The organism is Dysgonomonas sp. Marseille-P4677, from assembly GCF_016652235.1.
Classification (GTDB): Bacteria; Bacteroidota; Bacteroidia; order Bacteroidales; family Dysgonomonadaceae; genus Dysgonomonas.
In genome coordinates, this window is the sequence record NZ_JAEPKU010000001.1 from 77,586 (window position 1) to 99,061 (window position 21,476).

At 37.9% G+C, this 21,476-nt stretch carries 17 protein-coding genes; 8 read left to right on the forward strand and 9 right to left on the reverse strand.

Features of this window, described 5'->3' with window-relative positions; translation table 11 throughout:
- Positions 1-6: 6 nt before the first annotated feature.
- The 3 genes from JGH11_RS00430 to JGH11_RS00440 are packed head-to-tail and all read right to left on the reverse strand — an operon-like array spanning position 7 to position 2,960.
- Positions 7-1,110 carry a D-TA family PLP-dependent enzyme gene (locus JGH11_RS00430; RefSeq protein ID WP_201109580.1) on the reverse strand — a complete coding sequence of 368 codons (1,104 nt, stop codon included), beginning with the start codon at positions 1,108-1,110 and terminating at the stop codon, positions 7-9.
- 19 nt (positions 1,111-1,129) lie between these two features.
- Positions 1,130-1,600 carry a RidA family protein gene (locus JGH11_RS00435; RefSeq protein ID WP_201109581.1) on the reverse strand — a complete coding sequence of 157 codons (471 nt, stop codon included), beginning with the start codon at positions 1,598-1,600 and terminating at the stop codon, positions 1,130-1,132.
- Between the two features lie 40 nt (positions 1,601-1,640).
- Positions 1,641-2,960: a gluconate:H+ symporter gene (locus JGH11_RS00440; protein ID WP_201109582.1), complete on the reverse strand. Its 1,320-nt coding sequence runs from the start codon at positions 2,958-2,960 to the stop codon at positions 1,641-1,643.
- A 479-nt stretch (positions 2,961-3,439) separates the two neighbouring features.
- Between JGH11_RS00440 and prfB the strand changes: the two genes are divergently transcribed.
- From prfB to JGH11_RS00455, 3 genes are all read left to right on the forward strand, one after another.
- Positions 3,440-4,553, forward strand: a protein-coding gene (gene prfB / locus JGH11_RS00445; RefSeq protein ID WP_201109583.1) for a peptide chain release factor 2 whose coding sequence is annotated in 2 segments (ribosomal slippage) — positions 3,440-3,502 and positions 3,504-4,553 — 1,113 coding nt in all. Because the reading frame shifts where the segments join, the coding sequence is not laid out codon by codon here.
- Positions 4,554-4,691: 138 nt separating this feature from the next.
- Positions 4,692-4,988, forward strand: coding sequence for a GNAT family N-acetyltransferase (locus JGH11_RS00450; RefSeq protein WP_201109584.1), 297 nt, complete (start codon positions 4,692-4,694; stop codon positions 4,986-4,988).
- Positions 4,989-5,029: 41 nt separating this feature from the next.
- Positions 5,030-5,248 (forward strand): (4Fe-4S)-binding protein, encoded by a 219-nt coding sequence (locus tag JGH11_RS00455; RefSeq protein ID WP_201109585.1) that lies wholly within the window; start codon positions 5,030-5,032, stop codon positions 5,246-5,248.
- Between the two features lie 73 nt (positions 5,249-5,321).
- Here the strand turns inward: JGH11_RS00455 and JGH11_RS00460 are convergent, their stop codons facing one another.
- Positions 5,322-6,035, reverse strand: a complete 714-nt coding sequence (locus JGH11_RS00460) for a tol-pal system YbgF family protein (RefSeq protein WP_201109586.1) — start codon at positions 6,033-6,035, stop codon at positions 5,322-5,324.
- A 93-nt stretch (positions 6,036-6,128) separates the two neighbouring features.
- Entirely contained in the window at positions 6,129-7,406 is a 1,278-nt protein-coding gene (locus JGH11_RS00465; protein ID WP_201109587.1) for a M64 family metallopeptidase, read from the reverse strand.
- Between the two features lie 188 nt (positions 7,407-7,594).
- On the opposite strand from JGH11_RS00465, the gene JGH11_RS00470 reads away from it, so the two are divergent.
- From JGH11_RS00470 to JGH11_RS00480, 3 genes are all read left to right on the forward strand, one after another.
- Positions 7,595-10,366, forward strand: coding sequence for a putative LPS assembly protein LptD (locus JGH11_RS00470; protein ID WP_201109588.1), 2,772 nt, complete (start codon positions 7,595-7,597; stop codon positions 10,364-10,366).
- Between the two features lie 75 nt (positions 10,367-10,441).
- Positions 10,442-13,102, forward strand: a complete 2,661-nt coding sequence (locus JGH11_RS00475) for a transglutaminase family protein (RefSeq protein ID WP_201109589.1) — start codon at positions 10,442-10,444, stop codon at positions 13,100-13,102.
- 22 nt (positions 13,103-13,124) lie between these two features.
- A complete protein-coding gene (locus tag JGH11_RS00480; RefSeq protein ID WP_201109590.1) occupies positions 13,125-14,360 on the forward strand; it encodes a glycoside hydrolase family 88 protein in 1,236 nt (411 codons plus the stop codon).
- 77 nt (positions 14,361-14,437) lie between these two features.
- Here JGH11_RS00480 and coaA read toward each other — a convergent pair whose 3' ends face one another.
- Together coaA and JGH11_RS00490 are read right to left on the reverse strand one after the other, a co-directional pair.
- On the reverse strand, positions 14,438-15,379 hold the full coding sequence (gene coaA, locus JGH11_RS00485) for a type I pantothenate kinase (protein ID WP_201109591.1): 942 nt from the start codon (positions 15,377-15,379) through the stop codon (positions 14,438-14,440).
- A 73-nt stretch (positions 15,380-15,452) separates the two neighbouring features.
- Positions 15,453-16,106 (reverse strand): hemolysin III family protein, encoded by a 654-nt coding sequence (locus tag JGH11_RS00490; protein ID WP_201109592.1) that lies wholly within the window; start codon positions 16,104-16,106, stop codon positions 15,453-15,455.
- A 342-nt stretch (positions 16,107-16,448) separates the two neighbouring features.
- Between JGH11_RS00490 and JGH11_RS00495 the strand changes: the two genes are divergently transcribed.
- Together JGH11_RS00495 and JGH11_RS00500 are read left to right on the forward strand one after the other, a co-directional pair.
- Complete coding sequence (locus JGH11_RS00495; RefSeq protein WP_201109593.1) at positions 16,449-18,749, forward strand: TonB-dependent receptor; 2,301 nt, start codon at positions 16,449-16,451, stop codon at positions 18,747-18,749.
- Between the two features lie 33 nt (positions 18,750-18,782).
- Positions 18,783-19,970 carry a class I SAM-dependent rRNA methyltransferase gene (locus JGH11_RS00500; RefSeq protein WP_201109594.1) on the forward strand — a complete coding sequence of 396 codons (1,188 nt, stop codon included), beginning with the start codon at positions 18,783-18,785 and terminating at the stop codon, positions 19,968-19,970.
- 149 nt (positions 19,971-20,119) lie between these two features.
- Here the strand turns inward: JGH11_RS00500 and JGH11_RS00505 are convergent, their stop codons facing one another.
- Together JGH11_RS00505 and JGH11_RS20065 are read right to left on the reverse strand one after the other, a co-directional pair.
- Positions 20,120-20,308, reverse strand: a complete 189-nt coding sequence (locus JGH11_RS00505) for a hypothetical protein (RefSeq protein ID WP_201109595.1) — start codon at positions 20,306-20,308, stop codon at positions 20,120-20,122.
- Between the two features lie 207 nt (positions 20,309-20,515).
- Positions 20,516-21,476, reverse strand: a 961-nt coding sequence (locus JGH11_RS20065) for a DUF4982 domain-containing protein (RefSeq protein ID WP_236263812.1), incomplete at its 5' end; no start/stop codon positions are given.

Here is a 21,476-nt window from a genome sequence, read left to right on the forward strand (position 1 = left end):
TAAGGCTTAATAGTTTATAAAACGGTTTCTAGCAATCACTTTCCATTCGTCGGTTTGCTTGTGATCATTTATGCAATATGCTTTTTCGTATAGTGCTACAGTCGGACATATATGTACAGGTACTCCGTATAATACTCTTCCTATCTCGTACTGATTGCTGTCAGATATTTTCAGAACGAGATGTTCTTCGCTTTGTGCAATAGGTTCCGCTTCGGGCGCATTCAGAAAGTGGACTCTGGGTAAAGGGTTTTCGGCAGCAATGGATTTGTGTCCTAAGTCGATACAGACATGATGCTTGTCAATAATGGAAATAACACGACTGATAACCAATGCTGCATAATGGAAAGGTAAATCGTGGAGCATATGTTTATATCCCCAATCCCAAAATACAAATGTACCCGGACTGCATTCGCAATTGTCACGGTGTATATGTGTAGGAAATGTGGGCGTTCCGCCCATGATCATTGTAAGGGGATGTTTTGTCAGAAGTGATATTTCTTTATAAACCTTTTCGGTCAGAGCAAAAGACTTGTCTGCTTCCTTTTGTCTGTTATTAATGTTTTCGTCGTGTATATGGCCATCATAGCCATGGAGCCCATTAATTTTTAAGCAAGGAGATTCTAGTATTGTCTTTGCTAAAGCAACCGCATTTTCCGGTTGTACGCCCGTTCTGTTCATCCCGATATTTAAGTCGATATAAATATTTAAAGAGATGTTCCTTTCTTTGCATAGGTTCGAAATGGTTCTGGCATTTACCTCATTGTCTATAAGGCATGAAAATGTTGTATCCGGATAGGCTTTTATCAAATTGAGAAATCTCAAGATTTTAGGGCCTACAGGTTGATATGCTAAAAGTATGTCGGGAGCATTGATTATAGCAAGCATTTCTGCTTCAGCTATCGTAGCACATTTATATTTTGTAATTCCGGCTTTTTGCATCATTAAGCATACTTCGCTCATTTTATTTGTTTTTATATGAGGGCGAAGTTTCTCACAGCCTCCGGCTATCTTTATTGCCAGGTCAATGTTTTCCCGCACTCTGTCAGGGTAGATGACGAGTGCAGGGGAGTCTATCCGGTCTATGTTTTCTATTTTATACCAATCAAGCATAGTCAGGCATCTTAATTATTTAATATAATTCGAATAAAGCTTCGATTTCTACAGGTATATTATCCGGTAGAGAGCCGAATCCTACAGCACTTCTTGTGCCTACTCCGTTTTCCTCTCCCCATACAGACGCGAATAGCTCGCTACATCCGTTAATGATATAAGGGTGTTTTTCGAAATCGGAGGTGCAGTTGACCATTCCGAGTACTTTTATTACTCGTTTTACCTTATTTAGGCTTCCTAGATTTGTTTTGATTGTAGAAAGCATTGTTAGTCCGACCTGACGAGCTGCAAGTTTTCCTTCTTCTTGAGTTATGTCGCGTCCAATACGTCCTATTATTAGAGATTTATCCTCCTGAACAGGTCCATGTCCCGAAAGGTAAAGGTATTTGCCATCTATTACATATGGTTTGTAAACACCAACTGGGCTTGGAGCAGGAGGTAGTGTTAGACCTAATTTTTCAAATTGTTCGTCAGCGTTATAAGTATTCATAATTTTTTTATTTTGTTGATTAATAATTGATCTTCTTATTTTATATAATGACGCTAAGTAGTAATACTCCTAATAGTCCGACTATTGATACAATCGCTTCCATGACCGACCATGATTTTAATGTATCCTTCAGGCTTAAGTTGAAATATTCTTTAAACATCCAGAAGCCTGCATCGTTCACATGAGAAAACATAAGACTACCTGCACCCAAAGATAAAACCATCAGATTTGGGTTTACTCCCGTTTGTACAACCAGAGGCATGATCACTCCTGCGGCTGTGAGTGCGGCTACTGTAGCTGAGCCTACACAGCCTCTGATTATGGCGGCTATGAGCCATCCAAGAATAAGAGGATGTATGGGGAGTTGTTGCAACCCGTTTGCAAGATCGTTGCTGATTCCACTGTCTTCCATTATTTGTTTGAATATTCCAGCTCCTGCAATAATCAATAATATCATAGCTATATCCTTAACCGCATTGCCATATATATCCATTACATCTTTAATGCTTCGTCCTTGCCGTATGCCTAATGTATAGGTTGCTATAATCAGAGCTATGAGCATTACGATAGAAGGTGCGCCGATGAATTCGATGATTGATGTAGCTTTTGGCTGCATTCCAGAGAATATAAAAGGAATGACCGTAACAATGATTAATAAAAAAACAGGTAGTGTTGCGCTGAGAAAGCTGTTAGCTTTGCCGGGTATTGAGTAGCTTTCATCGATTTCTTTTTGTTCGAACAGGGTTACAGGTCCTGATTTTATATTTTTCAGTGTTTTCGAAAATACTGGCCCGGCCAGAATAATGGCTGGTATTGCAACGGCAAGTCCGTAGATTAATGTCATACCTATATTGGCACTAAACATAGAAACAAGGGCTACCGGAGATGGGTGGGGCGGGAGAAATCCGTGTGTAACAGATAATGCGGCTAGCATGGGAAGTCCTATATATACTGCCGGAAGCTTGTATTTGTAAACAATAGAGAATATTAGTGGCACAAGAAGTACGAATCCAATTCCGTAGAACAGAGGTATACCTACAATAAAGCCGGTTATCATCAATCCCCATTGAATATGCTTCGTGCCAAAAGCACTTACCATTACGTCGGCGATCTTTTGTGCGGCTCCGCTTTCTGCGACCAGTTTACCTAGCATAGCTCCCAAAACGATAATGAGGGTAAGATCTCCCATGATGCCTCCTATGCCTTTATTAACAGAAGATGGAAGATTTTCTAAAGGGATACCAAGAGCGATTCCTGCCAGTATTGAGACGATAAGAAATGATAAGAAAGCATTTACTTTGAAATAGGATATGAGTACAATTAGTAATGCAAGACTAAGAATAATAATTATAAAAGACATTTGTTTAAGGTTTTATGTGTTTGATATACAATAAATAAAATGATATCGATAGTATATGTGCGTTTTTCTGTTTTTCAAAAATAGGAATTATCTTTTGTATAATTGTAGAAAAAAAGAGTAAATATTAAATGTCAAGTGTTAATTAACAATTAGGCTTTCCCGGTTTATGTTAATTGTTCTATGTGAAGCTTTATCTGTAGCTTTATCTGTAGATATGCATTAATAAATATCCTGTGTTTTTATCTATATAATGGTTTTATTTTCCGAGGTTATTACTTTAATCAAAGAGTGGAATATTTGTTAGGAAAAGGAGAGAATGTACAAAAAGAGTACAAGTTTGTCATCTTTTAATTAAAATGGTACAATACTTTTGACCTGTTAGGATGAAAATACTTATTATATATCTCATATAACTAGCAACTTATTTTTACCTTTGCATTTCTAAAATTATAATGAGTAACTAACTAAAAGATCATCATATGATTACATCAGACCAACTCAAAGAAGTGTTGGAACGCGAGGATGCGTTGAGGAGGCATCTTTGACGTCGATGCGAAAAGAATACAATTAGAAGAGGAAGAATTAAGAACTCATGCTCCCGGGTTTTGGGACGATTCCAAAACGGCAGAAGCTCAAATGAAAATTATTCGTGGGCTTAAGGGATGGATTGAGGGTTATGAGCAAGTAAAAGCTGCTGCCGATGAGTTACAATTGGCATTCGATTTCAATAAAGAGGGTGTTACTTCGGAAGAAGAAGTAGATGCAGCTTATGAAAATGCCATAAAACAGGTTGAGTATCTGGAGCTGAAAAATATGCTTCGCCGAGAGGAGGATAAACTTGGGGCTGTATTGAAGATAAATAGTGGAGCCGGAGGAACAGAAGGTCAGGATTGGGCTTCGATGTTGTTTCGGATGTATCAGCGCTGGTGCGAAGATAAAGGCTATAAGACTACTGTTACCAACTGGCAAGACGGGGATGAAGCTGGTATAAAAACAGCAACTTTACAGGTAGAAGGAGAATATGCCTACGGTTATCTGAAATCTGAAAACGGAGTGCATCGTTTAGTTCGAGTTTCGCCTTATAATGCGCAGGGAAAGCGGATGACGTCTTTTGCATCTGTCTTTGTGGTGCCATTGGTAGATGATAGCATTGACATAGAAGTGAATCAGTCTGATATTACATGGGATACATTCCGCTCGAGTGGGGCAGGAGGCCAGAATGTAAATAAGGTGGAAACCGGTGTGCGTTTGCATTATAAATATAAAGATGCTGAAACCGGAGAAGAGAAGGAGATCGTTATAGAAAATACCGAGAGTCGTTCTCAGTTTGGAAATAAAGATAATGCAATACGTTTATTGAAATCCCAGCTTTACGAAATAGAGTTGGAAAGACGTAGCCGAGAGCAATCGAAGGTTGAGGCTGGAAAGAAAAAAATTGAGTGGGGATCGCAGATTCGTAGTTATGTATTTGATGACCGCCGCGTAAAAGATCACCGTACCAATCATCAGACCTCGAATGTGAATGCTGTAATGGATGGAGATATAGATGATTTTATCAAGTCTTATTTGATGGAGTTTGGCGAAGAGGCTTAAAGTAGATTATATTAATAATATAGAGGAGAGGCTGATCTGTTTTGATCGGCCTCTTTTTGTACGGATAAGTTTCCTCTTGAATAAATGGTAGTTTCGGTTGTTTATTAGTATCTTGCACATATCTAAAAAAATAAAGGTATGGAAAATTACGAATTGTTTGACAACACGGAACGAAGTCAGTATGAATTCCATGTTGAGAAGTTTGTGCCTAAAATTGAGTATATAAAAACCAATAATGGTGAGATTTATCTTACTCATACAGAAGTTCCGGTTGCTCTGGAAGGGCAGGGGATTGGCAGTCAGTTGATAGGAAAAGTGCTTGTTGATATTGAAAGTAAAGGTTTGCGCTTGGTTCCTCTTTGTCCCTTTGTGGCAGGCTATATTAAGAAGCATCCAGAGTGGAGGCATATTGTGATGAGAGGTATCAATATATAATTGTACACTTATTTAAAAGATCAAAAAAAACTAAGTAATGTATGGAAAAGAAGATTGAATATACTAATGGTGAAGTTACTATTATCTGGAAGCCGGAACTCTGTAAGCATGCTGGTATTTGTGTTAAGATGCTTCCGGATGTTTATCATCCTCAAGAAAGACCATGGGTACTTCCCGAAAATGCAACGACTGAGCAGATAATAGATCAGATAGGTAAATGTCCTTCAGGAGCATTAACTTATCGAATGAATAAAGAATAAATATATTTCGGAAAATTAAAAAGAGGTTTCATCATTATGATGAAACCTCTTTCAGTATATTTTTATTTTGAGATTATTTCGCTCCTCCTGCTTTCAACAGAATTGCCTCATCAATATATTTGTCTGCCTCCATTGCTACAGGAGAATTCATGTATTGATTTTTTACAATCGTGAAAACTTCTATTACTTTATCATAGTTTCCTTGATTTCTATATATTAAACCTGCTTTTTTATAAAGGATAGGGCTTTGTGAAGGGTTGTCCACTCCTTTTGCTGCTTTAATATAATATGAAACAGCATCATCTGATTTTCCTGTGTTGTCAAGGCAATCACCTATCGAACCGTTTACTAGTTGTGAAAGTATCTTATCGCTTGCACTGAATCCTTTTAAGTAATCTAATGCCTGGTCATATTTACCTAGGTTGGCATAGCTGATTCCGGCATACAATTTAGCCAAATTCCCTGCATCGGTTGAACCATATTCGCTAATGATAGATTCGAATCCTATATAGCCATTTGCGTCGCCATAAATTGCTAAGGAATCTTGTCCTGCTCTGAAATATTGCTCACCCTTGAATAGGGCTATTTGGGCTTCGTTGTTTTTAGGCCCTAGGTAAAAATGTTTGAATGCTAGGTAGCAGCAAACGACAACAACTACAATACCGATTCCGATCAATAGTTGCTTTTGGTATTTTTCAAGAAGGTTTTCTGATTCCCGAATCGCACTGTCAATCTTTTGCCAGTCTTTTTCTTCACGTATTTCGGCTTGTTTCTTTTTAGAAGACATTGTACTATAAATTAGATATTTTGTTTTTTCAAATTTAGCAGCGACAAAAATAGCTGTTTTATCCTTATAAATAAAATCTTAACTGGATTTTTTTTATTCAGTATAGAATTTTACCAATTGTTCGATAGCTCTCTGGCATACAGGACAGAAATCTTTGCATGTATTTGTCTTCATTCTGCAATCTATCGCAGGGCGGTATATTCCTTTGGCTGAATAGCCTGCACCCTCAAATACTCCTATAGGGAATTTTTTCGACAGGCTTACGTCGGTTGGTATTGGAGTCTGAGGTTGAAGCATATTTGCCCACTTGGATTCGAAGTTAACTAGAGTCGTAATGTTAGGCTCCCACGGCTCCACTTCATGATTGTATGTGTTGTCCAGTACATCACTTTCGTAATAATATTCGTCTCCCAGCCCTGCAAAGCTATGTCCAAATTCATGTACTATCACAGGCTTGAAGTCTTTATGTCCTGTTGTGGTAAGCGTGTAGGCGTTGAATATACCTCCTCCACCATATACATTTGTGTTTGCCAGTATTATAATATGGGCATAAGGTATGCCTGCTATGGCGTCATGAAGATCTTTTATGTGGGTGGTTGTTAAGTATCTCTCAGAATAGAATGTGTCAAATTGTGAACTAAATGCGGTACTGTTCCATCTGTTTTCACGAGGTACGCTTACATCCGAATCCTCGGATATTGTTTCTACAGCATAGAAATTGAACTTGTTTTTTAATGCATTGAAAGGGCTGTGTTCAAAGATTTGTTCACAAGCTATTTTGGCATCCGCTCTGAATTTATCCATTTCAGTAATAGTATATCCCTCGGCTAGAATTACTACATTGATGCATTTGTCTGTCGTGTTGCCCTGATGCAATATAGTGTATTTCGGAATATTTTTTAACCCCTTCTTCTTTATCTGGATATCATTGGGGTCTACAATATGTTTCATTGTGGTTCGGTAAGAGCCGGATCTGTCTCGTAGACTAATTTCTACTACAACTTTGTTTTTGGGAAATGGAACGAGAAATGTATTCTCGAAACTTCGCCTTATGGTTTCTGCTTCCGGTGTAGATTGCCATTCGGAAAATAATGTACTAAAAGCGTCAATGTATATGCACTCGCCATTCTTTATATCGGTCATTTTTATTTGCCCGTTTCCCTGCCAGAGTAACTCTGATAGATTGTGTCTTCGTCCTGCCCATTGAGGTAGCTGGTACAATTGGTCAAGCGAAACGCTTTGAGAGTTTTTATCACCTGAGAAAATATAATCGATGCGTAATGTTTTGTTTATAAAGTGATTGTCTAAATCCTGAGCTTCGGTCTCGTGGAAAGTAAAAAGGATGGAGACTATAAGTAGAAAATATTTCATGGTAAAATACGTTTAATCTTAAATAAGACATAAAGATATAGAACTAATTTTGGATTTTAGCGTATATTTCTAGGAATTGAATCTCTTGGACTAGCATAATTTTTATACTTTTTTTGATTTTTAGTATTATGCTTTCTTGTTTAATTGATTAGCTTTGCATCCGAATACATAAGCATTAGGTTTTGTCGATGAGGAAAATTCGCATCTTGACGTACGTTTTTTTGTGTATACTATTTTCTGTGCCTTTCTTAGGTGCACAATATTCCTATACCAGACAGTCTGCTCTGAATTTGTTGAGCTTTTATGATACTTTACCTTTTTCGGGAAATGATTCTCTGAGAGATAAAAATGATTCTCTTCGCCTTAATCAAGATTCCTTACCTTCCGATTCTCTTGCGAAAAAGAAAGATCCGTTGGATGCCGTAGTTGATTACGTTGCTAACGACTCTATCGTCCTTACTGCTGATAATTGGGGCTATTTGTATGGAGACAGTGAAGTGAAATATACAGATATAACTTTGAAAGGTGAGCAGATATTCATGAATATTGATAGCAGCCTTGTCTACGCAAAATTTGGTCTTGATTCGGTTGGCAAAGAATTCGGATACCCTGTTTTCTCCGATGGAGGAACGGATTACGAATCAAAGACAATGAAATATAACTTCAAATCGAAAAAAGGATATAGTACCAATATTATAACTACGCAGGGTGAAGGATATGTAGTTGCCGGACGGGCAAAAAAGCAAGAGGATAATTCTTTCTTTATGCTTGAAGGTAAATATACTACCTGCGATGACCATGAGCATCCGCACTTTTATTTAGCCTTAACTAAGGCAAAAGTAAAGCCAAAAAAAAATGTGGTTACAGGGCCTGCCTATCTTGTTATTGAGGGTCTGCCTATTCCAATTGGTTTACCTTTTGGATTTTTTCCTTTCTCCGAAAAATATTCTTCAGGTGTGATTATGCCTTCTTATGGTGATGAGCTTGATAGAGGGTTTAACTTAAGAGATGGAGGATATTATTTTGCTATTAATGATAATGTCGATTTAGCTCTGACCGGAGATATTTACACGAAGGGTTCATGGGGTCTTAAAGCTAGGTCTACCTATAGGTACCGCTATAAACATTCGGGTTCATTTGATTTCAATTATCTGGTGAATAAGTATGGCGAAAAAGGTATTGATTTTTCGCAAAGTAAAGATTTGGCTATAAACTGGACTCATTCGCAAGATCCTAAATCGAATATGTTTAGGACTTTATCTGCTAGTGTGAACTTTTCTACAAGCTCTTACAATCAAAATAGCCTTGATCAGAAATATGTTCCCAGAGGAACATCTAATACAAAAAGTTCCAGTGTCAACCTGACTCAACGTATACCTAATTCGGCTTGGAGCTTGTCAGCTTCGGTAAACGTAGCGCAACGAAGTAGTGACTCTTCGATCTCCCTAACATTGCCAAATCTTACTGTGACAATGAGCCGTATTGCTCCTTTTAAGAGAAAAGAAGCTGTAGGAAGTGAGCGTTGGTATGAGAAAATACAGTTGAGCTATACAGGAGATTTCAGAAATAGTATCGATACTAAAGAGAATCTTTTATTCAAATCGGGTATCAAGCAATGGAAAAACGGAATGCAACATACTATCCCTATTTCAGCAACTTTTAGCGCTTTAAACTATTTGAATATTACACCATCGATAAACTATAGGGAGCGTTGGTATACTAATAAAATATATGAGCGTTGGGATCCGGTGACTAAAAGTCATGTGTCAATAAAAGAAGATAGTGTTTATTCATTTAATAGGGTTTACGATTTCAATTTTAATCTTGGTTTCCAAACTAAGATGTATGGTGAATATATTCCTATTTTTTCAAAAGAAACAAGAATTCGACACGTATTTACGCCTAGTGTAACATTTAGTTATACTCCCGATTTTAGCAATCCGCGGTTTGGATTTTATGAAAGGTATCATTATATTGACGCTAATGGTAGAGATGATGAACACATCTATTCACCATATTCGAAAGGGATGTTTGGTACCGCACCAAAAGGAGCTGCAGGTATGATTACATTCAGTTTTGAGAATAATCTGGAAATGAAAACCCCTTCGCAAAGTGATTCCACTGGATTCAAGAAAAGATCTCTTATCGATAATCTCGGCATAAATTTCAGTCATAATATGATGGCGGATTCCTTAAAATGGAGTGATATTGCTGTGAGTGCCCGATTTAAATTGAGTAAGTCTCTTGTTGTGAATATAGGAGCGGCATTCGATCCGTATCTATATAGAGAGGATAACAACGGAACCGTTAAGCAAGTAAATGAATTGCGAATCAGTCATGGTAAAGGTTTTGGTCGACTAAAAAGTACAGGATATTCTATATCCCCAAGCATTAATCAGGATACATTTAAGAAATGGTTTGGTAAAGAGGATGATAATTCTTCAAAAAAATCTTCGAACAACAATAGTAGCGATGACTATGATGCGGATATAATTCAAGAAGACGGAAATAAAGAGAGAGGAAGTCTGTTGGAACAGAAGAAGGATGATAATCAGTATGATGATGACGGTTATGTGAAAAATGAAATACAATGGAATCTCTCATTTAATTTTTCCATGAACTATTCGTGGGATAGGAGCCGTTGGACACCAAAAAGTGGAGGCTACGTGGAGTATAAAGGACAATTGACTAAAAATTTCGGTTTAAGTGGAGGGATACAACCTACCAAGAACTGGAATTTCAACTTCAATGCCAGCTATGACTTCGATACGAAGAAGATTGCATATATGAGTTGTAATTTAACCCGTAATCTTCACTGTTGGTCTATTTCCGCAAGCTTTAATCCTGTGGGGCAATACAAATCTTATTATGTTTCTTTGAGAGCAAATTCCTCCATGTTGCAAGACCTGAAGAAAGAGTGGCGTGGGCGGAATACCGGATACGATCCTAACTGGGATTAACCTTCTTTAGGGCTTAAGATAACCCTTAATGCTGAAAGATTGTTTTATTAAAATAACCTTAATTATACGATAGATATGAAACGAATAAATATCGGCTTCTTATTAATATTTAGTGTACTGATATTCTTTAGTGCTTGTAACCAATCCGAAACACATTTTCTCAAAGATGAAAAGTATAGGACGGAGGTTCACGATCAATTCCTTAAACGTAAAGATTTAGCAGGTGGGCGAAGCAAGCAATTGTTTTCCGTATTTGATAGAGACGATTTGACAATCGAGAAAAGAGAAGCATTGGAATTCCTATATGCCTATATGCCGTTATCAGATTTGGCTGATTATGATGGTGAATTTTTCCTTGGACAAGTTGATGCTGCTTTCGAGGCTCGAGACTATTTCGATTGGGGCAAAAAAATCCCGGAAGATATATTTCGTCATTTTGTATTGGTATATCGTGTAAATAATGAAAATTTGGATACTGCCCGTCAAGCCTTTTTTGACGAACTGAAAGATAGAGTAAAAGGATTGACAATGGAAAAGGCTGTGCTTGAAGTGAATCATTGGTGTCACGAAAAAGTTACCTATCGGGGTACCGATGGACGTACCTCTTCACCTTTGGCATTAGCTAAAACATCGTGGGGGCGTTGTGGGGAAGAATCAACTTTCACTACAGCGGCATTGCGTGCAGTTGGAATTCCGGCACGTCAATGTTATACACCACGTTGGGTACATACCGACGATAATCACGCTTGGGTAGAGGTTTGGGTAGACGGTGAATGGCACTATATTGGAGCTTGTGAGCCTGAACCTGAACTGGATGTAGCATGGTTTTCCGCACCAGTAAAAAGAGCAATGATGGTACATACAAATGTGTTCGGTCTGTATAATGGACCGGAAGAAAAGAATGTCCAAAATGATTTATACTCTGTAATCAACCTGTTAGGCAATTATACTACAACACGCGATGTGAAAGTCAAAGTTGTGGATGAGGATGGTAAGGCAGTGGATGGTGCTACAGTCAGGTTTAATGTATACAATTATGCTGAATTTTATCCTATTGCAACGAGCCAAACAAAAGAAGACGGTATGGCTTCTATTATATCCGGTATGGGAGATATCTTTGTCTGGGCAAGCAAAGGAGATATGTATGGTTATGCCAAATCAACAATAAAAACAGGCGGACTTACTGTTGTGTTAAAGAATAAAGCAGGCGAGAGCTTTGAAGAAACCATTATAATGGAAGCTCCGATAGAGCAGTCAATAAAAGAATTATCAGCAGAAAAGATTGCCGAAAATGCGAAGCGATTGGCTCATGAAGATTCGATACGTAATGCTTATATGGGGACATTTATTACAGAAACGGATGCCCGTAAGTTTGCTTTGGATAATAGTTTAGATACGGATAAAGTCTGGGATTATCTGTCTAAGTCTCAAGGTAACTGGAATGATATGATGACATTTATTAAAGAAAAGAAATCTAATGGATATTTGTATTCTTTTATAGAGTCATTGAAAGATAAGGATCTTAGAGATACTCCTTGCGGATATTTATCGGATCATTTGAATATCGGAGATGACTTCCCTTCTAATAAAATGACAGCTTTTCAGCATCGGTATGCTCAATATATATTGTCTCCTCGTATTGCATTGGAATTAATACGACCATGGCGTGGGTTCTTTAAGAAAGAGCTATCAGAAGTCTTTATCGATAAGTCACGATCAGATATTCAGACTGTGATAGATTTCGTACGAGATAATGTAAAAATAGACGACGAACAAAACTATTTTAAATGTCCTATATCTCCGCAAGGCGTATATGAGCTGAAAATTGCAGACAGGCATTCACGCGATATTTTCTTTGTCGCTCTTTGCCGTTCTATGGATATTCTTGCTCGGATCGATCCTGTAACCAATCGTCCCCAATATCTGAAAGCAGAAGATAATCTATGGACAGATGTATATTTCGACGAAAAGATAGCGGAACAACCAAAAGCGACAATCACATTTACTAATAATAACGGAAATATAGTAAAACCGGGTTATTCAACTCATTTTACAATTGCCCGATTTGAGAATGGCAGCTTTACTACTCTCGATTTTGAGAATGAGGTTAAAAGCTTACCTGCAAGTGTATCTGTAGATGCCGGATACTACCGTCTGATGATAGGAAGTCGTGCTAATGATGGGTCCGTAACAATTGATACCCGTTATTTTGAAGTGAAAGAAAAAGAAATAAAATCACTTGAAATAAAATTGCCGAAGGTGGAAGGACGTATACAGGTGCAAGGAATTGTCGATCCTAATACTGTAGTAACGTTGAATGATGGTAGTAAGAAGTCGTTAAAAGAGCTTATGAATAAGAAAGGGCTTGTGATTTGCTTTGCCGATCCTGATAAGGAACCGACCAAGCATATTTTACAAGACTTACCTCTTGTGAAACAACCTGTTGAGGAATGGGGTGGAGGTATCCTATTCGCTGTACCTGATGATAAATTGAGCAAAGCATTTGATGCCTCTGTATTCAAAGATTTGCCGAAGCAATCATTATGGATGACAGACGATAAGAGGGTACTGTTGAATTCGGTAGCCGGAGCTCTACAGATCGATTTTTCTAATAATTTCCCTCTTACGGTTTATCTTTCTACGAATGGAGGCATACTGTATTCATCGCAGGGCTATCGTATAGGTATTGGAGAGAATATTATAAAAACTATAGAGGAGGAAAAAACGACAAAATAATAAGCAATTAATATCTGATACTATGAAAATACATAAAATTATTTTTGGCCTTTTATTTTTAAGTTTATTAGTTTGTACTTCATGTAAGGATGATCTTAAAACCAGTTTTATAGAGGATAATGTGACTTTCTCAACTAATCAAATACAAGCTATATTAGATAAAGTAGGAGAGCCTACCGGAAAAAATTATCCTCGTACTATCAAAGACGGAAAGCTTTCTACTACGAATATGTATGATTGGACTTCCGGATTCTTTCCCGGTTCTTTATGGTATTTGTATGAGTTGACCGGAGATTCAACTTGGAAAAGTAAGGCAGAGAAGTGGACATCTTCTTTAGAACCATTAAAAACGTTTACAGGACATCACGATCTGGGCTTTATGATGTATTGTAGTTATGGCAATGCTTTACGTTTAGCTCCTAGGCCTGAATATAAAGATATAATAATAGAAAGTGCTAATTCGTTAGCCAGTCGCTTCGACGAGAGAACTCAGGTTATAAAATCGTGGAATCATCACAAATCGTGGGACGGGGAATCTGAGTCTTTTTACCCTGTTATTATCGATAACATGATGAATTTGGAGATGTTACTCGAAGCATCCAAATTATCTGGTAATAAGCGATTGTATGACATTGCTGTGGCTCATGCCAATACAACACTGAAAAATCATTTTAGAGATGATTTTGGGAGTTACCATGTTGTGCACTATGATACGATTACGGGAGCGCCTATAACCAAAGTGACCGCACAGGGATACAGTGACAATTCTACGTGGGCAAGAGGTCAGGCTTGGGCTGTTTATGGATATACTATGATGTATCGTGAAACAAAGGATTCTATATATCTCAATACAGCGATCAAACTGATGGATTATTACTTGAAAAATTTACCGGAAGATCTAGTCCCTTTATGGGACTTTAATGTAGGACAAGAAGGTTATACGCCACAGGGGGTATCTTATGCCGTAGAATTTCGTGAGAAGTTGAAAGATGCTTCGGCTGCCGCTATTGTATGTTCGGCCTTATTCGATCTGGGCAAACTTACAAATGATAAAAGATATATCGATATCGGGATAAAAATGCTTGAAAGTTTAGCATCGCCTTCTTATCGAGCTCAATTAGGTTCTAATGACGGCTTTTTATTGATGCACTCTGTCGGTAGCATTCCTCATCATTCCGAGATTGATGTTCCGTTAGTATATGCCGATTATTATTTTCTGGAAGCTTTGGTTAGATATAAGAGATTAGATACAAAATAAGATAGTAAGTATTAAGGATAAACTCTAAAAGGCGATGACAGATATGGTTATCGCCTTTTATTTTTATTGTAAATCTATTATTTTCTTAATCTGACATAGTCTACCGCATGGCTCTCTCCTTTGTGGAGTATAAGGCTTGCCCTTTCTCGGGTAGGTAAAATATTTTTACGGAGATTCTTTCTGTTGATTTCTCTCCATATGGTTTTGGCTGTTCTTGCTGCTTCTTTTTCCTCTAATTTGGCATAACTGTGAAAATAAGAATTAGGATTGGCAAATGCTCCCTGCCTGAACTTCATAAAGCGGGAGATGTACCATTCTTCTAATTTCTCCTCGTCGGCATCGACGTAAATAGAAAAGTCTACAAAGTCGGAAACAAAGATGCGTGGTTTCTCATTCGGATAGTCCATCCCACTCTGAAGTACATTCAATCCTTCTAGTATCAATATATCCGGTTGGTCTATCGTTTCATATTCATCAGGAATAATATCGTATACCAGATGTGAGTATTTGGGAACTTGTATTCTATGTTTTCCTGATTTTATATCTATTACAAATTGAAGAAGCGTCTTTATGTCGTACGATTGAGGGAATCCCTTTTTCAACATGATCCCTTTTTCTTCAAGAACAGCGTTTGGGTATAAGAAGCCATCGGTTGCGACTAATGCTACACGGGTGTTTTCCTTCCATCTGCTAAGCAAGGCCTGTAATACACGGGCTGTAGTACTTTTACCGACCGAAACACTACCTGCTATACTGATGATAAATGGAATTTTCATAGGCTTTTGCTTCAAAAATTTCATTAATACGGACTGACGTCCGCTACGAGCATTTACATAGTAGCTTAATAGGCGAGAAAGAGGCAGATAAATATCTTCAACTTCGTCGATCGATAATTCATGATCAATTCCTTGTAGCGTTAATAACTCTTCATAAGTAAGAGTCATAGGTTCCGAGTCACGAAGAGCAGCCCATTGTTCGCGGGAGAAGAGCATGTACGGACTGGTAGATAAGCTTTCCATTAACTTCTTATTTTATCATAAAGCTGCAAAGGTAGATAAAAGTTGCAAGAGGGTAACCGACTGAAATGTTATTTTATAAAATAATATAAATAGCGATGATGTGGCATATACTTCCGCCCAAAACGAATAAGTGGAATACTGTATGCATGAATTTCTTTCTTTTCCATGAGTAAAATAAGGCTCCCACGATGTAAGAAACTCCACCTGCAATAAGCCAGTAAAGCGACTCTATCCTTCCTGTTGCCGATAACATATCATATAGCGGTTTGAACGCAACGAGAATCGCACATCCCATCAAAACAAAACAAATTGTTTCCAGATTGCTATGATCCTTCAGGTTGGTAAAACTTAGGATCACTCCTGCTATTGCTGCTAATGTAATAAACGCGAATAATGACCAACCCCATGCTCCGTTGTTACGAAGCACTATTAGGATAAAAGGTATATACGTGCCTGCTATATGCAGATATATAGCTGCATGATCACATTTGCGTAATATGGCCTTCCTTTTTTGATGAGTTGATCCATGATAGAACGTTGAGGTTATATAAGAAGATAGCATTCCTGACAGATAGGCAAAAACAGAACCGATGGCCCAGCCGCTTCCATTTTCTATTGCTACTGTAAGTAGTACATATCCACCAACTGCACCCAATAATATCCCTAATGCATGAGATATTGTATTTGCAATTTCTTCTTCCTTACTGTAGAATTTACTTGTTGTCATCTTTTGCTGTATTGAGAGGCAAAAATACAGATTAAGTTTTAAGAATAAAGATGAAAAGAAGGGTGTTTGTTTTATCTAACTGTTATTAAAACCTAAATAGATGCTAGTTAAATGCTGTAGAATGCTATTACTTTTTTATCTATACAAGAAAATACTTATTAGAGTACAGTGGAATTCATTTTTTATAACAAAATCGAAACAGATTGAAAAATAACGTAGAAACTGTACAAGTTTGTCACCTTTTAGTTAAAATATATGCGGTAGGATGCATAATCACTACATCTAGTGATTGATAGACCTCGAAGAATTATATTCCTTTGTCCTATCTAATAAATATGCTCTATGAGACAATATCCATTTATAAAAAGAACGTTCTTTACTTTTTCTGTTTTATTTCTTGTTACATCTGTATCTGCAAAGCAAGAATTGCCTAAAGATACATTATACACTCAACTAAAAAATGATATCGTAATATTATCGACAACGAAGGAAACAAATAGCCTCAAGTTTTTACCTGCTGCTGTATCAGTATTTTCTCCAAAGAATTTGGATGCTCTACAGGTGCATTCTCTAAAAGATTTAAGTGCTATTGTTCCTAATTATTTTGCGGCCGACTATGGTTCGAAAATGACAGCTCCACTATATATCAGAGGAATTGGGGCTCGCTCGGGAGATCAGACTGTGGGTATGTATATAGACAATATTCCATATTTCAATACCACTTCGTTCGACACCGAGTTGTTCGATATTCAACGTATTGAGGTTTTGAGAGGAACTCAAGGTACGCTCTATGGGCGTAATGCAATGGGAGGGATAATGAATATTTATACCTTTTCACCCTTGACTTATGAAGGGACTTCCTTTAAAATTGGAGGAGGAAATTATGGGCAATTTAATGCCAATGCATCGCACTATCAGCGATTAAATAATAAAATGGGCTATTCAGTCGGTGCTTACTATAAACAAGATGATGGCTATTTTACAAATCTACATACAGGAGATAAGGTTGATGATCTGAAGAATGCCGGAGGGCGTGTGAAATATGTATGGGATATAAATTCCCGTTTGTCGGCGACATACTCAATGAGTTATGACTATGTGGATCAGGGAGCTTTCCCTTATGCTAATGTTGCGACCGGGAACATCGATTATAATTCGGACAGCTATTACAAGAGACATTTGTTTACCAATGGTATAGCTTTGCGGTATAAAGGAAACGGATATGAAATTAATTCAACGACAGGTTATCAGTATTTAAATGATGAAATGAATATGGATCAGGATTATACCCCTCTTTCATACTTTCAAATCAATCAGAAACAACGGCAAAACTCTTTAAGTCAGGAGGTGACTTTTAAGTCGGTAAATAAATCAAATTATCAATGGACATTCGGGGGGTATGGATTTTATGATTATCTAAATACAAGACCTCCTGTATACATGATGAAGGATGGCATTAAGCGGTTTATGCAAGATCCTTTGACTGCTGTAGGGGCCCCGATTACATTTACAGACAGCCAGATTGATCTGGATGGAGTGTACAAACGACCAGTATATGGATTTGCCGCATTCCATCAGTCAACATTCAATAATATATTCGGAGCTCAAGGCTTGTCTTTCACTCTTGGTTTACGCCTCGATTATGAGAAGACCAAACTTGATTATAAAGCCTTTACTTCTGCTGGTATAGAGGTCAATATTGGACAGGGGCGTCCGCCTATGTCTCATGTGATAAATACAGATCTTACAGGTATTTCATCTTCCGATTACTTCGAGCTACTGCCAAAGGGTGTATTGAAATATCAATTTAATCCGAATTCATATGTATATGCCTCGGCCTCGAGAGGATATAAAGCAGGTGGAAATAATATCCAGATATTTGCAGACTTACTTCAGGAAGCGTTAGAAGCAAAACTAAAAAGTAGCATGCCTGGGGGAGGTGGTTCTACTACTGATGTAACTCCTATAAACGATCGTATATCTTATGATCCTGAATATAGTTGGAACTATGAACTTGGGGGACAGACTGAAATTGTAGAAAATACTCTGTCTGCTAATTTTGCCCTATATTATATGGATGTGCGTGATGTGCAGATAACTCAGTTTATTAAAACAGGAGGAGGACGTATGGTAAGTAATGCGGGAAAGGCAGTCAGTAAGGGATTTGAATTAGGTCTTAAGGCTCGTCCATGCAACGGTTTTTATCTATATGCAAACTATGGTCTGGCTGATGCGCGGTTTAAAGATTATGAAATAGAAAACATTGATAGAAAAGGAAATAAAATTCAGATAAGCTATACAAACAATCATATTCCATTTGCTCCGGCTTCTACCTTTAGCGTAGGGGGAAGTGTAACTTATGATTTTAAGCATAATACTATTTTAGATCGGATAACATTCGATTCTAATTTTGCAGGAGTTGGAAAGGTTTACTGGGCTGAAGATAATATCATGTCGCAAGGATTTTATGGAACATTGAATGCTCATGTGGCCTTTGATAAGAGTATATTTACTTTAGAAGTATGGGGTAAGAATATTCTGGATAGGGATTATAACGCCTTCCTTTTCGAATCTATGGGCGATTATTTTGCGCAAAAGGGAAAACCTATGCGTTGGGGAGCATCTTTGAAAATAAAATTGTAATTTTGAGCCTTTCAAGCTATCGCTTTATCAGGTATGAAGTATAAAAAAATAAGACTTAAGCCGAAAAAAGAGGAATCTTTAAGGCGTTTCCATCCTTGGGTTTTTTCAGGGGCAGTACAACAAAAAGATGAGGATATAACCGAAGGTGAGGTTGTATCTATATATACGAGCAATAATGAGTTTATTGCAGTCGGACACTATCAGATAGGAAGTATCGAAGTACGTGTATTGTCTTTTGATGAGGAGAAGATTGATCTCGACTTTTGGAAGAAAAGATTGACTTCGGCCCTTTTATTACGGCAGTCTATAGGATTACTCTCCACAGATAATAATTCATATCGACTTGTGCATGGCGAAGGAGATGGCTTGCCCGGATTGATTATTGATATCTATGCCGAAACAGCAGTCGTTCAATCTCATTCTGTAGGGATGCATGAAGATCGTATGATGATCTGTGAGGGATTGAAGGCCGTTTTAGGAGATACTTTGAAAAATATCTATTATAAGTCGGAAACGACCTTGCCATTCAAAGCAAACTTAGGAGCCGAAAATGAATATCTCTATGGAGGTAAAGATGTTGCTGAAGTTGCTATGGAGAATGGATTGAAATTTTATCCTGATTGGGTGAAAGGCCAAAAAACAGGGTTCTTTGTCGATCAGCGCGATAATAGAGCTTTACTTGAGAAATATGCAAAAGGCCGTTCTGTTCTCAATATGTTTTGTTATACAGGAGGCTTTTCATTCTATGCGATGCGTGGAGACGCAAAGCTAGTCCATTCAGTTGACAGTTCTTCGAAAGCCATTACACTAACCAACAGAAATGTTGAGATCAATTTTCCGAATGATAAAAGGCATGAGGCTTTTGCTGAAGATGCATTTAAGTATTTAGGTGGAATCAATAAAGGTGATTACGATCTGATAATTCTTGACCCACCTGCATTTGCAAAGCATAGGGGTGCGATAAGGAATGCCTTGCAGGGATATAAACGATTGAATGCAGTTGCATTCGATAAAATAGCTTCGGGAGGAATTATATTTACATTCTCTTGCTCACAGGTGATAACTAAAGATGCTTTTCGACTGGCTGTATTTAGCGCTGCTGCTATGTCGGGACGAAAGGTTCGGATACTACATCAACTTAGCCAACCGGCTGACCATCCTATTAATATTTATCATCCTGAAGGGGAGTACTTAAAAGGGTTAGTATTGTATGTAGAATGATTCTTTGTGATTGTTTTTCTTAGGGTGAATTACGCTTGCTAATATGACATAACATCTCATCCCAACATCAAATAAGAATATGAGAATAAAAAATATAGGTTTTATGAACTGCGGAGTCTATTCGGAGTAGTGTAGAACGTTAGGCGAAATTACAAATCATTTTCCTCCTGTTTACCTTCTTTACTATTGCCTATGTATATATCTTCCCGAAATGCGTGTAGGTGTTCTGATTCAGATTTCTTTTTATCACAACTCAGTCCGTCTACTTTTTTCATGGGAGCCCCTAACCTATTATCCAAAGGAGACTTGTTTTTCAAGTCATCGTCATTATTAGTCATAACAGTGCTCTTTAAGGTTGTTAATAAACTACTCTAAATTAGAACAATGCGGAAAATAAAATTGTTTTCTTAAAAAAACAAAATTAGCAATATACTAGGATGTGAGATTTAGATTTCCTTACGTTTAATATCAATAATAAGTATCAATTAAAAAGGCTTCAGTTCTTAAAACTGAAACCTTTTTAGTTGGCGTGTTGAACCTTATTATTAATTCACCTTTATTGTTTCTTGCGCACTATTTAGCCAAGGTGAGGTAAATCTGACTTTGATATCCCCCTGCTCACCAGTAGCCTGGATGTAAGCCAGTATATGTCCGTGATAAACACGGTGCTTATTATCGGTATAGTCGCTCATATCTTCGTTGTTGCTGGCTTCCATACCCAACAATCTGGCAGGACCTATAATCTGGCAGGTAACCTCATTGTCCGATAGCATTACAGGCACCCCGTTTCGGTCTACAACCCGGACTACTATCTGTGCCAATCCCTTATCCTTGCTTATTTCCTTTTCAATGCGTACAATCTCTAATGCATACGGTTGCTCAGACGACTCTATGGCATAACGGGCGGTTTCCGCTCCTGCTTTATCCATACCTACCACTTCCAGCTTTCCACTCTGATAGGGTATATCCCAGTATATGATACCTGTATTGTCATCATAATCTTTTGTCTGTCCTACTTCTTTTCCATTCAGTAAAAGCCGGGCTTTAGCTGCATTGGTATAGCATACCACACGGACAGACTGCCCCTGATCGTAATTCCAGATTGGCCAGGCATCCATCGACGGAACTCTCTCCTGATAGTTACCTTCATTCTCGGCATCGAGCTGCGACCATACATCTTTCATCTGGCTCTTGCTGCCTTTTCCGGGAGTAGGATAGGTTCCCAGGTATGCCATCGGCTTGTCCGACCACAACGACTGGCGGAAATAGCCTCTGGGTTTGATAAATCCTCCAAAATCAAGCAAGCCTGAATAGAATCCTCTTGACGGCCATCTGCCCGATTCTCCCAGATAATCTATACCTGTCCACAGAAATTGTCCGAAGATATATTCATTGTCACGCGCCGCTTTCCACGCACTGAGTTCATGGCGGTTCTCACTGCCGTAGATTACACGGTTGGGATATTCTTTATGATCTTTGGCATACATGCCTTCGGTATAGTTGTAG

What these genes read in the sequence shown, in the direction of transcription:
- JGH11_RS00430 (WP_201109580.1), bottom strand. Translation starts at nt 1,110, where the DNA reads ATGCTTGATTGGTATAAAATAGAAAACATAGACCGGATAGACTCCCCT.
- JGH11_RS00435 (WP_201109581.1), bottom strand. Translation starts at nt 1,600, where the DNA reads ATGAATACTTATAACGCTGACGAACAATTTGAAAAATTAGGTCTAACA.
- JGH11_RS00440 (WP_201109582.1), bottom strand. Translation starts at nt 2,960, where the DNA reads ATGTCTTTTATAATTATTATTCTTAGTCTTGCATTACTAATTGTACTC.
- JGH11_RS00450 (WP_201109584.1), top strand. Translation starts at nt 4,692, where the DNA reads ATGGAAAATTACGAATTGTTTGACAACACGGAACGAAGTCAGTATGAA.
- JGH11_RS00455 (WP_201109585.1), top strand. Translation starts at nt 5,030, where the DNA reads ATGGAAAAGAAGATTGAATATACTAATGGTGAAGTTACTATTATCTGG.
- JGH11_RS00460 (WP_201109586.1), bottom strand. Translation starts at nt 6,035, where the DNA reads ATGTCTTCTAAAAAGAAACAAGCCGAAATACGTGAAGAAAAAGACTGG.
- JGH11_RS00465 (WP_201109587.1), bottom strand. Translation starts at nt 7,406, where the DNA reads ATGAAATATTTTCTACTTATAGTCTCCATCCTTTTTACTTTCCACGAG.
- JGH11_RS00470 (WP_201109588.1), top strand. Translation starts at nt 7,595, where the DNA reads ATGAGGAAAATTCGCATCTTGACGTACGTTTTTTTGTGTATACTATTT.
- JGH11_RS00475 (WP_201109589.1), top strand. Translation starts at nt 10,442, where the DNA reads ATGAAACGAATAAATATCGGCTTCTTATTAATATTTAGTGTACTGATA.
- JGH11_RS00480 (WP_201109590.1), top strand. Translation starts at nt 13,125, where the DNA reads ATGAAAATACATAAAATTATTTTTGGCCTTTTATTTTTAAGTTTATTA.
- coaA (WP_201109591.1), bottom strand. Translation starts at nt 15,379, where the DNA reads ATGGAAAGCTTATCTACCAGTCCGTACATGCTCTTCTCCCGCGAACAA.
- JGH11_RS00490 (WP_201109592.1), bottom strand. Translation starts at nt 16,106, where the DNA reads ATGACAACAAGTAAATTCTACAGTAAGGAAGAAGAAATTGCAAATACA.
- JGH11_RS00495 (WP_201109593.1), top strand. Translation starts at nt 16,449, where the DNA reads ATGAGACAATATCCATTTATAAAAAGAACGTTCTTTACTTTTTCTGTT.
- JGH11_RS00500 (WP_201109594.1), top strand. Translation starts at nt 18,783, where the DNA reads ATGAAGTATAAAAAAATAAGACTTAAGCCGAAAAAAGAGGAATCTTTA.
- JGH11_RS00505 (WP_201109595.1), bottom strand. Translation starts at nt 20,308, where the DNA reads ATGACTAATAATGACGATGACTTGAAAAACAAGTCTCCTTTGGATAAT.